The sequence below is a fragment of the Bacillus sp. PSXD-155 genome (assembly GCF_049310765.1).
Lineage (GTDB): Bacteria > Bacillota > Bacilli > Bacillales > Bacillaceae_G > Bacillus_A > Bacillus_A cereus.
This window is the reverse complement of record NZ_JBMOWC010000056.1, coordinates 16,464-30,294: the sequence shown is the minus strand read 5'-3', so window position 1 is coordinate 30,294 and position 13,831 is coordinate 16,464. Positions and strand designations below refer to the sequence as shown.

The following is a 13,831-nucleotide window of genomic DNA, read 5'->3' as shown; positions in this document are numbered from 1 at the left end:
ATCCATAAATGTAAATACGGATGGTATAGATTAATGGATGAATAATTTATTTTTAAATTAATAACGTAATAAATAAAGATTTTTGTATGTAATATTGCATATACAGGGACCACTAGTGAAAATGCTGACCAATGTTTTTCCACATGGTAAATTAGTTCCTTAGTTATTTATTTTATTTCATTTTCAATCGTGTAAGGCTTGGGGCTAAGATTTACAAAGGTGACTAGTAAAAAATATAACAATATAAGTATAAGATTTTGTACTTAGTAATCTCACAATTTAAGACCTGTCATTGGATAAGTGCAGGGAGTTCAATCGATTTTGAATAAAATTGATTGTATCAGTTGCAATTTTTTTACGTTTAAGAACTATCCCGGCATGCCCACATGTATAAATATATCGTGTAGGCCTTTCCCAAGATTCCCACAAGTAGTCTGTATCCTCAGAATGCACATATAGATCGTGCTTACCTGAAATCAATAAAATATTTTCTTTTTTTACTTTTGGTAATGCTTGACTCGGTTCAGTGATTTTCCAATAATCTATTAAATCATCATACGTTACACCATGATGTTCCAAGTCTTCTCTAATAAATTTACCTGGAGTTGTATTCCAAATTGAATAAGAAAGTCGATTTGCATAGAAAATGGATGCTAACACATCAATTTCTTCTTCAACAAGAGAGGTTAAGTTAGTAATAAATCCACCTAAACTAATTCCTATTAGAATCAGGGGACCATTTTTATTTGCTTTAATCCATTTAATCAAAGCTCGTAAATCAGCTACAGCTTGTCTAGTTGCTTGTACTGTTCGTTCAATATTTGCACTTACCATATACTCTCCACTGAAAAAGGATTGATCGGGTTTTCTTTCAAAATGATAGGGTAGAGTGAAATAATACATATTCCACTTCAGGCTGGTCATATGATGGTGGAATATTTTTTTCACACGTTCGTTAGAATCCATTCTCCAACCGTGAACAAAGATAACATGAGGTGCATTTTCATTTTTATGTAAGAATAATTCCCCAGTTACAGAGTCGTTGCGTGAATCACCGGATTGAACCGAACTTTTATATTTGAATTGCCCAACCATGTATTCCTTTTCCTGTTTTGAATGCTTAATGTCAAAATGAATATAGGATGGTTTTACGTTATAAAAAGATTCTATGTCCTTTATATTTAATGAAGTGTTAGATAGGGAAGTATACTGAAACGCTACACTTCTTTTTTTGTGTAAATCATATAAGGCGTACCGATCAATGAGTTTTGAAAAAATCAAATTAACCTCCTCCAAAATACATATTGTTTAAAACATGGACAAAATTTATGTTGTAAATTAATTATAAAATATTCTCTTTTCCTAATAGTAGGTGCTTGAATTATAAAAACAGGTGATAAATTTGCATATTATATTATAAAGCTTACAATAAATAATTTATACTAAAATTTAAGAAGCAAGTTAATATTCTTATCCATATAAAAGAATGTTAACTTGCTTCTTTTCTTATTAAAAGATGTAATTTCTATGAGGAACTACTTACAATTCTCAAATAAATATTCACAAATAGGTTCTCTATATTTATTGTATAGAAATTATACAATAAATATATTTTTTATATTATATACATTAAATTAAGCTTAACCCTCTCTTTTCTATAAGTCTCTTAAATTGACTAACTCCTTACCGAAATTCAAAAACGACTGAGTTTTTGAATTTGTGTTCTAGCTTTTTTGGAACAGGTAAATAACTACACATAAACTCCTTGTATCTCTAGTTAAACTACCGATTAGCTCCATATAAACTCTAGATAACCTATATAGAATACAAGTTATCAAGGAGGTAAGAAAAAATGAATTTTATGAAACGAGCAATTCTCAGTATGAAAAAAAGGATAGGAACATCATTAATTTTGATGGCAGTTTTTCTGATTGTTACAAATTTGGTTCTTTCAGGTTTCACAATCCAAAATGCGTCAAAAAAAGCAGCGGATGCTGCGAGAAAAAAACTTGGTGCAGATGTTACTTTAGGTCTTGATTTCGACAAATTAGGTCAAAAAGCTAAGGAAACTGGAGAAATGCCAAATCCACCGCAGCTCGATACAAAAGAAACAGATCAATTAGCGAAATCCAAGTATGTAAAAGACTATAATTACATAGCTAACACTTTTGGTATTTCTGATGGACTTAAACTAGTAGGAGCTTCAGAAGAAGAAGGAAAAGGTAAAGCCGGAATGGCGGCTGTGCGAGGCGGTTCAAGCTCTGGTACAGAAATAGATATGAATGCTTCTTTTATGATTGAGGGAGTTCGCAAGACTGCATTACAAGAAAGCTTTAAAAACAGAAAAAGTAAAATCATTGATGGAAAGCCAATAACAGAGCAAATGAAGGACCAGAATGTAGCTTTAATGGAAAAACGATTAGCGGAATTAAACAATTTGAAAGTAGGAGACAAAGTTAACGTGCAATCAGGGGATAAGAAGGAAACCCTTGAGGTTGAAATTATTGGTATTTACGAAACAAATGAGCAAGCAATGGGTCAACAGGCTCCTCCTATTATGGATCCAGCTAATAAACTATATATGCCGTATTCAACTATGAAAAAATTAGAAGTAGACCAAGGTATAAGTAGTGTTCAAGTCGTGTATTTCTTGAATGACCCACAATATATTGATTCATTTAAAAAAGAAGCAAAAAAATCTAATATTGATTTTAATTATTATAAATTAGATGCGCATGATTCATTGTACAAGCAAATGATTGGTCCTATCGAAAATATCTCTTCGACTTCTCAAATGATTATTTATATTGTATCGATTGCAGGTGCGATCATTTTAGGATTAATCATTATGCTATCAATTAAAGGGCGTCGTAAAGAAATGGGAATTCTATTGTCTATTGGAGAGAAAAAGTGGAAACTGATGGCGCAATTCGTAGTAGAAGTAGTGTGTGTCGCTATTTTAGCATTTGGATTATCCATAACAACAGGAGCTAAAGTTTCTCAATATATCGGGGATAATTTACTTTCGAATGAAATTGCTACTGCAAGCGAAGAAACAGATACCTCGCAACATGGTACTGTAATGATGGCTGGACCCGGCGGTACTCTACAAAATCAAAAAGAAGATCCAATTGATAAAATTGATGTAAGTGTAACAGGAGAAGATGTAGGAAAAATGGGTGGAATTGGACTAGCTATTGCTATAATAGCAACGCTTCTTCCGGCATTATCTATTCTACGTTTAAACCCAAAACAAATTCTTTTAAAAGATGAATGAGGAGGCTCGATATGGAGACGATTTTACAGTTTAAAAATTTGGATTATTATTATGAAAGTAATGGGAAAAATGTAGCGATACTAGATAATGTTAACTTTTCTTTTCAAAAAGGACATTTCTACACGATTTTAGGACCATCTGGATCTGGTAAAACCACAACTCTGAGCTTAGGTTGTGGACTGGATGTCCCTAAAAATGGTTATGTACTGTATAATGGCAAAGATATTAGAAAAATTGGTTTGGATCGATACCGTAATCAAAATGTATCTGTAATTTTCCAATCTTATAACTTAATTACCTATATGACCGCTCTTCAAAACGTCTTAACAGCAATGGAAATTACAGGTGTTAAAGTGCAAAATAAAACAGCAAGAGCATTAGAATTATTAGAGAGGGTAGGACTCTCAGAAGCTGAAGCGAAACGAAACGTCCTGCAACTAAGTGGCGGGCAACAACAGCGTGTAGCAATTGCTCGAGCACTATCTTGTAATGTTGATTTACTGATTGCAGATGAGCCGACAGGAAACCTCGACGAGGAAACCGCAATGGATATAATAGAACTGTTTCAAGAACTTGCACATAAAGAGAATAAATGCATTATTGTTGTGACGCACTCACAGGAGGTTGCTAAAAAATCAGATCGTGCAGTGTATTTAAGTAAGAAGAAGTTAGTCATAAATGAAATCTAATATAAACATCGTAGCTGTTTAATTCACATATTTTTCAAAAACTAGACCTTTCAAAAGCTTATATTTGATTTATAATAAAATCAAGCCATAATCAAAATGGTCTCCCTGTACTGAATGTTAAAATAGTTTGTCGTTCCCGTTTTAATAATATTTGAAAAAGAACTTGTAGAATATCCTACAAGTTCTTTTTATTATAATTGGTTACCTATATCATGGGATAATTACACATAAAAAACGGGACATTACCTAGATGTATGATCTAAATGATGTCCCGTTTCCCTATGTATCTGTATAGTTATTGCAGAACTAAACCTACAATCATAATTAAACTAAATACTATCATCCAACCAAACGCGCAATAGCCAAAAATTCTAATCCATTTAGGTAATTGATTCATGTTAATTTTATTTGTGGGAACTCCTTGCATAGAAAACATCATTTTTTGATCTCTATCTCTATCATTTTGTTGTTCATACATAATATCATCACCTTTCCAGAACTATTGTGTTTATAGTATATCAGCCTAAAGAAAATTATGTACAGAATAAGAGGGGATAACATATATATTATGTGGTGAATTTTATAAATAAAGACATTTAATTGCCATGGTTCTAAGCGCTAATCCGTTATAAATTCTGAAAAAGAGCCCTACATAAATAGGAATCTTTTTCTTCAAATATTAAGTTGCTGGATATACATCAGAACCAAGGTAACGTTCTTTTATAATTTGAAGATGATGAAGCTCATGACCAGCAATGATGTATGCTAATGCACGAACTGTAACTTCAGAATTATTCGCATTTCCTCTTTGTGACCAAGCTTCTTTATCTAAGCTTCTAAGTAAATACAGGGTAGATTGGCGAACAACTATTAAATTCTCAAGAAGATCTTGCATAGATTGCTTATCAAAAGCAGCTCTAAGAACATACATATCATCATTATAGCCTGGAAGTTCTGCTGTCTCGCCTCGAGCGATTGATAACAATCGATACGCCATAATCCGTTCTGTATCTGCTATATGACCGATTACTTCTTTTATACTCCATTTAGTAGGAGCATACCGGAAAAGTCCCTCACTATTAGAAATTCCCTGTAATAAAAGATTCGTTTCCTTCATTTGTTGTTCTAGAATATGTATGATATTTCCGTCTGATACCAAGTTGGTATACGTTGCATAATAGGAGTTATATTCACTTACCTTTGGTCTTATTTGCATACGAATCATCCTTTATGTTTTATGTTTAATCTTTACATATAGCTTATCATAAAAGAATTCCAAATTAATCTGAAAGTTTGAAATTGAAATCAAAAATTATGCTTACTTCCGTAGGTGAGCTATAAATATTGTTTCACATATATAGGAAGGTTCAAGTCGAATGTTCTGCATCCGCTAAATGAAGGGACTACTTCATCATCAAAATAATAAAACTTGTTTATGACAAAAAGATAAGTTTTTTAAATATTATTATGTTTTATTAGATCTATTCCAGTTCATTCTAGTAACTATATATTCAATACGAAACACAAATGAAACAAGTAGAATGAACTTAATAAAGACAAGAAACTATCCCGTTAGGGCTTTCTGAGGCTGCATCAATTTTTTAGCGTGGAAAACACACCTAGATTTCATCGTAGCAAACTAGAAGAAGGGGATTAAAGTTCATCCGTTTTTCTCTCTTGAAAACTAGGATTCAACCCTTTGGAGAGTGAAACACAACCATATTTTATAGCATAAAAAAGCAAGAGGGATGAAGCATTACCATATTAAAACATCAAAATCGGATAGTGTCATAAATGTATTTACTACATTCAAAATGTGAACACTTATTATTCTTTAGCGTGGTCTCAATTTATTGAAAAAGCTATTCTTTCCTATTATTGTATAGAAAGAATAGCCTGTTTTGTCCGTTATATTTTTTTATGTTAGTTCAATTGCTATATGCAGCATGACGTAAAAATCCTTGAAATCCCAAATTAAGAAATACTTCTATATTGAACTGGTGATGATAAGTTAATTAAAGTTGATGGATAGCCGAACTCCATAGAATCATCGATAAATTCTTCTAACTGATGCACGGATTCAGTGATTATTTTCACCAAATAACTATATTGTCCAGCTAATCTGTGGCACTCAAAAACCATGGGATTTTCTTTGCAAAAATCCCTGAATTGCTTACATTTTTTTGATTCAAACAATACAAAAGCCGTTACATTCTTATTCAACTTTTCTGGGTTTATAACTGCCCTATAGGCGGTAATTATACTTTTATCTTCTAACTTTTTAACTCTTTCTTTTACAGCAGGTGTCGATAAGTTAACCATTTTTCCGAGCTCAGTCATAGATACCCGTCCATCTTCTTGCAGTATATATATAATTTTTTGGTCAATGTGATCCATTCTCAATAACTCCTTTTTATTTAATGTAAAATACGTATAATAAATTAAATTTTTAAGTTTACCAGATGAAATAACTCATAATTTGTATTTAAACAAAATTATTTAAAATTTATAATTTTAAGTATATCATGAAAATAATGTTATTGGAGGAATTGAAATGGGACTTGAGATGAGAAAACATTGCGAGAAATGCAATAAGAAGATTGAGGCGCAATCATTAGCCTTTATTTGTACACATGAATGTACATTTTGTGAGGAGTGTACAAAATTAATGAACAATGTATGTCCTAATTGCCAAGGAGAACTTGTTAAAAGACCTAGAGCCCTGTCGAATAGTGACTGTCCTATTAGTTTATAACAATATTACTTATTAAGTTTATAGTGAAATAGTTTCTAAAAATACTAGATGGCGACATTATGATTGTAAAAATGAGAAAAGCTATGGATAACATAAATATGTTACATAAAGGAGTTTTTATATTGAAACATGCCTTGCGTATTATTGATGTACAACAAGAATTAAATGTAGATAATTTTTCTGTTGTTCGAACTAGCCACGAGGATTTGTTTCAACCCATTCATAATAATTACAGATAAATCTATACCAAGGGTACAACTCTTACTGAATAATTATCGGAAAGGATTGTACTTTTTATTTAATATACAATAAATCGATGACTTTAATATCATTGGGTTTGAAACTGAAAAATTACTTTCTCAGATACACAAAATCAATGGATTGTGAAATAGATTTTCACGAAATGTTTGATAATCAAATTGCAATTGTAGAGGATGCTTTAATACACCGAAATACAAAAGAAGAGCAAATTCAGGCTGCGAAGAGTGCCTATGATGATTGTATATTAAAGAATCGTAAACAAGAATATCGTTTCATTTAAAACGAAAAGCCAGCCTATTAGTTCCTGATAAGTCTATAGTTACTACAAAAACAAACAAACTCGTCCTACTAAGAGGGGAGGTTGTTTGTTTTTGGTCTAGATAATGGAATCCTTATGCAAAATTGCACACTATGTTCCATATTTTTTATTGAATACTTTATATCTAGCGTTTCAAGAATTTGTTTAACAATATATAGCCCCAAACCACTTCCTCCAGTATTTCGATTCCTTGATTTTTCAATACGATAAAATGGTTTGAAAATTTGTTGTATATCTTCATCTTTAATATTGATACCTGTATTTGTAATTTGTATTTCGATTTGATCTTGTTTAGAATTCTCGCTTAACTTTATATAGACTTTTTCATTATGTGGTGAATACATAACCGCATTGTGAATAATATTTTTACATGCTTTTTCTAAAAGAGCACAATCTGTATAAATAGAAAGATCAGAATCAATTTCTTTTATTATTTCGATGCTTTTTTGAGAAGCAAAAAATTCGAGATCTTTTGTGATTTTACCTATTAACTTTGAAGGATTAACTTCCTCTACTTTTAGTTTGAAGGTGTGTTGTTCTAATTTCGATACGCTTAAAATTTCACGAACTAATTGTTCCATACTTTCAATAATTTGATGATTTTTCTTTAAATATTGATCGCGATTTTGATAAGGGCCAATATTGTAAATCATCCCTTCTAAGTAGCCTTTCATTACAGTAAGAGGGGACTTTAATTCATGTGCTACAATCGCAAAAAACTCTCTGCGTTTTGTTTCTATTTCTCTTTCTTTTTCAATATCATTTTTTAATTGTTCATTTGCTTTTTTTAAATCAAACATAGCTTGTTGTAAGTTAATAGACATGTCATTCAAACTATTAGACAATTCTCCTAACTCATCTGTAGAGCGAACCTCAATTTTTTCGGAGAAATCTAAATTTGCCATCTTTTGTGCACCTTCATTAATATAAATAAGTGGCTTTGTAATAAACCTGGAATAAAAATAAGCACTCCCTATACCAATTACGAGTACAATGATACTAATATAGGGGAGAAAGCGTACTAAAACTTGTGAAGCTTCATCAATCGGTTGAAATGTAGCAAAGACTATAAGCGTTAAACTACCATCTTGGAATTGAATTGGTTTCGTAACGTTATATGAATTGCTAAGGGTACTTGCATTCTCGAATCGTGTTGCTTTAGTAACTACTGTTTTTTGCGTACCACTTTGAATAAAAGAAAACGAAGGAGAGTAAATAATTACCCCTTCTTTATTTTGAAGGTAAAGCATCGCATTATTTTTTTTTGCGTATTCATCAAAAAGTGGTGTCGCATCTTGAAACGTAAGATTTTTAGACTTATCAATGATTTCGTTTATCCCTGTTTGAAGTTGATCTGTTTTATATTGCTCATAAAATGTAGGGAGAAAGAAGTATAAAGTTAAATAAATCAATACTGCAAAGGATAACAAAATGAGAGATGTAGTCATAAAGAGTTTATAAGTGATTTGCTTCATCTTCATAAGTTTCACAATACTATTCATCAATTTTATAACCAATACCCTTTATTGTTTTAATATAAGGGATAGCTAATTTTTTACGTAGATTTTTAATATGTGTATCAATTATTCGTGTTTCTCCAAAATAATCGTACCCCCAAACCTTCTCTACGATATTTTCTCTTGTAAGTACTTTTCTCTCATTTTGAAATAGTAGTTGTAGAATTTCAAACTCTTTTGTCGTTAATATAATTTCAACGTCATTTACATACACTCTATATGCATCCACATCGATACGAACTTCTTTAAATATCAAATGATTATTTACATTTTTATCATAACTTCTTCTAAGTACAGCTTCGACTCGTCTAATCAAAACATGAAATGAAAAGGGTTTTGTTATATAATCATCGATCCCAAGATCGAATCCTTTCATTTGATCTTCCTCTTCTTCCAACGCAGTTAGCATAATAATTGGTACGTTTGACTGACTTCGGATCATTTTAGAAACTTCAAACCCATTAAGATTGGGCATCATAACATCTAGAAGAATTAAATCAAATGATTGCTTATTAAATTGTGTCATACCCTCTAGTCCATCTGAAGCGACTACCACTGTATAATGCTGTGTCATTAAAAATTGTTTAATTAATTCCTGAATTTCTTGATCGTCCTCAACCACGAGGATATGATAGTTTTTCATAATATCACCTCTGGTAGTCATTATAGCCGTACAATCTGGAGTTTATGTGGAGATACAGTAGTAAACTTCATAGGACGTTTACTACCAAAAAGTATTATTAGCTATATTCCTTTTTTATGGAGAAATAATTGCTTAAAAAAACTTATCGTATGAATTGATGTACGATTAATATTTACGAAAAACTAATGTATAATAACGTGAATTGTATGTAGTTTCTTAAAATTCTCGAAAATATACTTTTGCTTCTTTACCAAAAGAGGAAAAGGAATTTCAATATAGAAGAAGCTACTGTAATACTAGAGTGTGTGCCAAGAACTATGGATTTCTTTCATCTAGTTTTTATTTAATCGTTAATCACTACATAACAATGTTCTTGCTAAACCAAAAGTTTAAAGGTACAAACTTGGAGAGATTTATATAATGCTAGAAAGGTTGTGAAATGATTTGATGGGTTATAAAGCGATGCTGTTTGATTTAGATGATACATTACTTGATAGGGATAAAGCAGTAGAGGCATTATTTTTAATTGTTTTAGAAAAGTGTTATGAAAATGTAGATGGTGCGGCTAAAAGCAACATGTTACAGAAATTCAAAGAATACGATAAAAGAGAATATGGCATAAGTAATAAAACGACAGTTTTAGAATCATTGTTTGATGAATTCACGCCGAAGTATAGATTGCCACGCAATTACCTCCAAGATTTTTGGAATAATAATTTCCCTAGATGTTTTTCAATAGACCAAAATACTATTCATTTCTTAAATCAAATAAAGAAGCACTTTAAAGTTGGAATTATAACAAATGGCTCAACTCAGAGGCAAAAAGCTAAAATATTTAACACGAATTTAAATAAGTATTTTGAAACAATCATTATTTCTGAAGAAGTGGGATTTAGTAAACCTGATAAACGTATATTCGAACTAGCATTAAATAAGTTAAATTTACAACCGGAAAATACTTTATTTGTTGGGGATGACTTAGAAAAGGATATTGCTGGTCCTCAAAATGTAAATATAAAAGGTGTGTGGTTTAACCCTCAGAAGATCAAGAATACTACCAAAATACAACCGTATGCCGAGATTAACACTTTGGATAGTTTGTTAAGTTATGTTACTCCACAATATTTTTATAACAAGTAAAAGTAATCTCATATATATTCAAAAATATAATAAAGAGAAACTATCATTAATTTCATTGACCGTATTAGTAATAAAAAATATATACTTACAATAAAAAATAGGGGCGATTTTAATAGCTGTGGCTAATTTAATCTATGATTAATACAAAGTTTTGTAAAACAATTTTACTCATACTGTGTAAATTATAAAGGGGTGGGACTATGGAAATAAAGAAAGTAGTAATCGATGGAATCAATATTGCGGTCATTAGAAATGATAAGGTATTAATATCGGATGTTCAGTCTGCATTAGATACTATGGCAACAGTTCAATATGAGGTAGATGCGAAACATATTATTATTCATAAATCTTTAATAAGTGAAGATTTCTTTGACCTAAAAACACGGCTTGCGGGTGATATCCTTCAAAAGTTTATAAACTACAAGGTAAAGATTGCTATTGTTGGAGATTTCTCTATGTATACTAGTAAAAGCTTAAAGGATTTTATTTATGAATGTAATAAAGGGAATGACATTTTTTACTTAGCAACTGAACAACAAGCAATTGAAAAACTAAGTACATTAAAGTAATAATTATATCCTGCTAAATTCCCCCATTTCACTTAGTTCATAATTATATACGATATAGAAGAACTGATGTTTGTGGTAAACTAAGAGATGAATAAAGGGGGAGTTTTTTTGAACAATTTTAATAATATAATCCGAAATTTAAATAATATAGTTTACAAACCTAACAACTTAATGATTACGAATCTAAAAGAAGAAAAGCAAAACGCAGAATATGCCGGATGTTTATTCCACTTAAATAACAAAACCATTCGTTTTAGAAAATCAAAAGTTACTCCTAATAAAATTGGGCAATTTGTTTCTTTTTGGGAGAAAGATGAAAATATGCGAAATAGAGCTTTCTCTTATGAAGCTGCTCCTGATTTATTAGTAATCACGTGTATTGCTGATAATAAACTAGGGCAATTTATTTTCCCTAAAGAGATTCTTCTTAAAGAAAAAATATTGAGAACACCAAGTCAAACAGGGAAAATGGCAATGAGAATTTATCCTGTTTGGGATACCACTGTTAGCAATCAAGCTAAAAAGAGCCAAACGTGGCAACTTCAATATTTTGTTGATTTAAGTGATATTAATAATTTTCCTATAGATAAACTATTAAATTTATATTCGTAGCTTTTGATTTGCCCCAAAAAGAAGTAATTACAGAAAAGACATTTGTAATGACGCCTTCTATTAATTTACCTCGTGAATCGTAATTTTTGTACCGGTACAGTTAAATGAAATGTACATTGTTACAGTGCCCCTTAAAATTTACAATCAGCATATATTATTTTAACTTATAAATTTTTAAGGGGTGCTAAATATGACAAGTTTACAAGATCAGCTTTTCACAAGATTAAATCTTAAAAAACGTAATGATGTAACGTTTGAAGAATTACCTACCATACTCTTTTCGTTTGCGCATACTATACCATTTGAGAATTTAGATGTTATAGCACGAAATACGAATCAAATCTCTCCGGAAAACTTGCGAGAGAAAATTTTAACTAGTTCCCGTGGTGGACTTTGCTACGAATTAAACACTCTTTTTTACTATTTTTTAAGAGACTGTGGCTATGATGTACAACTGGCATTAGGTACGGTTTATAAAAACGATATAAATGCATGGGCACTTGAGGATGGCCATATAACAATTATTTTAACTTATGATAATGTACAGTATTTAATTGATGTAGGTATAGCTTCGTTAGTACCTCTTGTTCCTGTACCTTTTACTGGTAAGTCTGTTTCTTCAAAAAATGGTTCGTACCGGGTGAGACGAAAAGATACGAGTAAAGGAAATTATGTTTTAGAAAGAATAGATACTGATGGAGAATGGAAAGTTTGTCATGCTTTTTATAAACATAATATTGATGAGATAGTAGTAAATGATGTTCAAAGAAGAGTGATAGAAGATGAGAAGTCTATTTTTAATAAAGGACCAATTGCAGTAAAGTTGACGAACTCTGGCCATATTTCATTAACGAATACAAGTTTAACCGAAATTATTCATGGGGAAAAAACTAAGCGTGAAATTACAGAAGATCAATATAAAGAGTTTTTATATACTTTATTTGCTATTAAGTTATGAATAATAAAGATAGCCGGTTCTTATTCAGAAGCGGCTATCTTTATTATTTTTGGTGTAAATGGTTTTCTTCTAATATGTTTCGGAAACTACGGTATAGTTAATGTTTTTAATGTTTCCTCAGCTTCTTCATATGTATGAAAAATTGGTTCTTTTCCATCATCCCCTTGTAAAACTAGCCCTTCATCTCGGATTACATATGGCATAAAACCACCCCATCTAGTAAAGAATTATGTTCTTTTGCAGCAGAATAATACGATTTAAAGTTTGATTTTCTTAATACATATAATACACTAGAACAGTACGAAAAAGTATGTACAATGAACTTTGAATGTAAAGGAAGATTATTATGTCAGTTATTGATAAATTGAAACTTAATAAGTATACAAATATGGTCGTTATTAACGAACCAAGCGATTATGACATTTTTACAGGTAAAGAAACTGCATTCTCAAAAGAACACGATGCTATCTTTATATTTGTAGAAACGCTTGATGAAATGGTGAAACAAACGAATTTTATTATTAGTAATGAAGAATTACTAATTGAAAAAGGTTACGTATTCTTCGCATATCCGAAAAAAGGTAATGCTCGTTATAGTACGTTTATTCACCGTGATGAGATGTTTCCGGCATTAAACGTTGGAGAAGATGGTTATGTGGGAGAAAGCGATATTAAATTTGCACGAATGGTAAGTATGGATGAAGTCTTTACTGTTGTTGGTTTAAAACGTGAAAAGAAAAAAACAACAAAAACATCTGCTATGAGTCAATGTGTTGCCGATTATGCAGATCGAATTAAAGATGTTGAAGCATTATTAGCTAATCATCCGAATGAACTTAAGTTTTATCAAAGTTTAACGCCTGGATATCAGAAAGATTGGGCACGTAATCTTTTTTCTGTAAAACAAGAAAAAACACGTGAAAAACGTCTAGAGAAAATGATAGAGATCCTTTCACAAGGCTATAAAACAATTGAATTATTCCGTAAGAAGAAAAAATAATGATTAAGAAAGTCACAATGCTGCAACAATTAATTGTGATGAGTGCATTGAAAAAAGCATTCCTTCCATTATACTAAGGAATGTTCTTATA

At 31.0% G+C, this 13,831-nt stretch carries 15 protein-coding genes and 1 pseudogene; 9 read left to right on the top strand and 7 right to left on the bottom strand.

Annotated features, from left to right (window positions below):
* Positions 1–279: 279 nt before the first annotated feature.
* A complete protein-coding gene (locus tag ACO6VI_RS28555; protein ID WP_078993723.1) occupies positions 280–1,281 on the bottom strand; it encodes an alpha/beta hydrolase in 1,002 nt (333 codons plus the stop codon).
* 571 nt (positions 1,282–1,852) lie between these two features.
* On the opposite strand from ACO6VI_RS28555, the gene ACO6VI_RS28550 reads away from it, so the two are divergent.
* Positions 1,853–3,277, top strand: a complete 1,425-nt coding sequence (locus ACO6VI_RS28550; RefSeq protein ID WP_063547458.1) for an ABC transporter permease — start codon at positions 1,853–1,855, stop codon at positions 3,275–3,277.
* Positions 3,278–3,288: 11 nt separating this feature from the next.
* On the top strand, positions 3,289–3,966 hold the full coding sequence (locus ACO6VI_RS28545; RefSeq protein WP_000447851.1) for an ABC transporter ATP-binding protein: 678 nt from the start codon (positions 3,289–3,291) through the stop codon (positions 3,964–3,966).
* A gap of 295 nt (positions 3,967–4,261) precedes the next feature.
* Here ACO6VI_RS28545 and ACO6VI_RS28540 read toward each other — a convergent pair whose 3' ends face one another.
* The 3 genes from ACO6VI_RS28540 to ACO6VI_RS28530 all read right to left on the bottom strand — a co-directional run bounded on the left by ACO6VI_RS28540 (position 4,262) and on the right by ACO6VI_RS28530 (position 6,363).
* Positions 4,262–4,444: a hypothetical protein gene (locus tag ACO6VI_RS28540; RefSeq protein WP_000273220.1), complete on the bottom strand. Its 183-nt coding sequence runs from the start codon at positions 4,442–4,444 to the stop codon at positions 4,262–4,264.
* Positions 4,445–4,645: 201 nt separating this feature from the next.
* Positions 4,646–5,182 (bottom strand): DinB family protein, encoded by a 537-nt coding sequence (locus ACO6VI_RS28535; RefSeq protein ID WP_023522117.1) that lies wholly within the window; start codon positions 5,180–5,182, stop codon positions 4,646–4,648.
* 758 nt (positions 5,183–5,940) lie between these two features.
* Positions 5,941–6,363 (bottom strand): Lrp/AsnC family transcriptional regulator, encoded by a 423-nt coding sequence (locus ACO6VI_RS28530; RefSeq protein ID WP_000349584.1) that lies wholly within the window; start codon positions 6,361–6,363, stop codon positions 5,941–5,943.
* Between the two features lie 157 nt (positions 6,364–6,520).
* Here ACO6VI_RS28530 and ACO6VI_RS28525 point away from each other — a divergent pair, with 157 nt between their 5' ends.
* Together ACO6VI_RS28525 and ACO6VI_RS28520 are read left to right on the top strand one after the other, a co-directional pair.
* On the top strand, positions 6,521–6,721 hold the full coding sequence (locus ACO6VI_RS28525) for a DUF1272 domain-containing protein (protein WP_023522116.1): 201 nt from the start codon (positions 6,521–6,523) through the stop codon (positions 6,719–6,721).
* A gap of 403 nt (positions 6,722–7,124) precedes the next feature.
* On the top strand, positions 7,125–7,262 hold the full coding sequence (locus tag ACO6VI_RS28520) for a hypothetical protein (RefSeq protein WP_003274441.1): 138 nt from the start codon (positions 7,125–7,127) through the stop codon (positions 7,260–7,262).
* Positions 7,263–7,330: 68 nt separating this feature from the next.
* Here ACO6VI_RS28520 and ACO6VI_RS28515 read toward each other — a convergent pair whose 3' ends face one another.
* Both ACO6VI_RS28515 and ACO6VI_RS28510 read right to left on the bottom strand, forming a co-directional pair.
* Positions 7,331–8,803: a sensor histidine kinase gene (locus ACO6VI_RS28515; protein WP_063547456.1), complete on the bottom strand. Its 1,473-nt coding sequence runs from the start codon at positions 8,801–8,803 to the stop codon at positions 7,331–7,333.
* Positions 8,796–9,461: a response regulator transcription factor gene (locus ACO6VI_RS28510; protein WP_000800727.1), complete on the bottom strand. Its 666-nt coding sequence runs from the start codon at positions 9,459–9,461 to the stop codon at positions 8,796–8,798. The genes ACO6VI_RS28515 and ACO6VI_RS28510 overlap by 8 nt, the downstream gene beginning before the upstream one ends.
* A gap of 447 nt (positions 9,462–9,908) precedes the next feature.
* On the opposite strand from ACO6VI_RS28510, the gene ACO6VI_RS28505 reads away from it, so the two are divergent.
* The 4 genes from ACO6VI_RS28505 to ACO6VI_RS28490 all read left to right on the top strand — a co-directional run bounded on the left by ACO6VI_RS28505 (position 9,909) and on the right by ACO6VI_RS28490 (position 12,740).
* Positions 9,909–10,601, top strand: coding sequence for an HAD-IA family hydrolase (locus ACO6VI_RS28505; protein WP_023522114.1), 693 nt, complete (start codon positions 9,909–9,911; stop codon positions 10,599–10,601).
* 200 nt (positions 10,602–10,801) lie between these two features.
* Positions 10,802–11,170, top strand: a complete 369-nt coding sequence (locus ACO6VI_RS28500) for a DUF4180 domain-containing protein (RefSeq protein ID WP_000403464.1) — start codon at positions 10,802–10,804, stop codon at positions 11,168–11,170.
* Positions 11,171–11,257: 87 nt separating this feature from the next.
* Complete coding sequence (locus ACO6VI_RS28495) at positions 11,258–11,782, top strand: MepB family protein (RefSeq protein WP_078993721.1); 525 nt, start codon at positions 11,258–11,260, stop codon at positions 11,780–11,782.
* 190 nt (positions 11,783–11,972) lie between these two features.
* On the top strand, positions 11,973–12,740 hold the full coding sequence (locus ACO6VI_RS28490) for an arylamine N-acetyltransferase family protein (RefSeq protein ID WP_023522112.1): 768 nt from the start codon (positions 11,973–11,975) through the stop codon (positions 12,738–12,740).
* Between the two features lie 20 nt (positions 12,741–12,760).
* Here the strand turns inward: ACO6VI_RS28490 and ACO6VI_RS28485 are convergent.
* A pseudogene (locus tag ACO6VI_RS28485) lies at positions 12,761–12,943 on the bottom strand (hypothetical protein).
* Between the two features lie 143 nt (positions 12,944–13,086).
* Between ACO6VI_RS28485 and ACO6VI_RS28480 the strand changes: the two are divergent.
* Positions 13,087–13,740, top strand: coding sequence for a YdeI/OmpD-associated family protein (locus ACO6VI_RS28480; protein ID WP_000110844.1), 654 nt, complete (start codon positions 13,087–13,089; stop codon positions 13,738–13,740).
* Positions 13,741–13,831 lie beyond the last annotated feature (91 nt).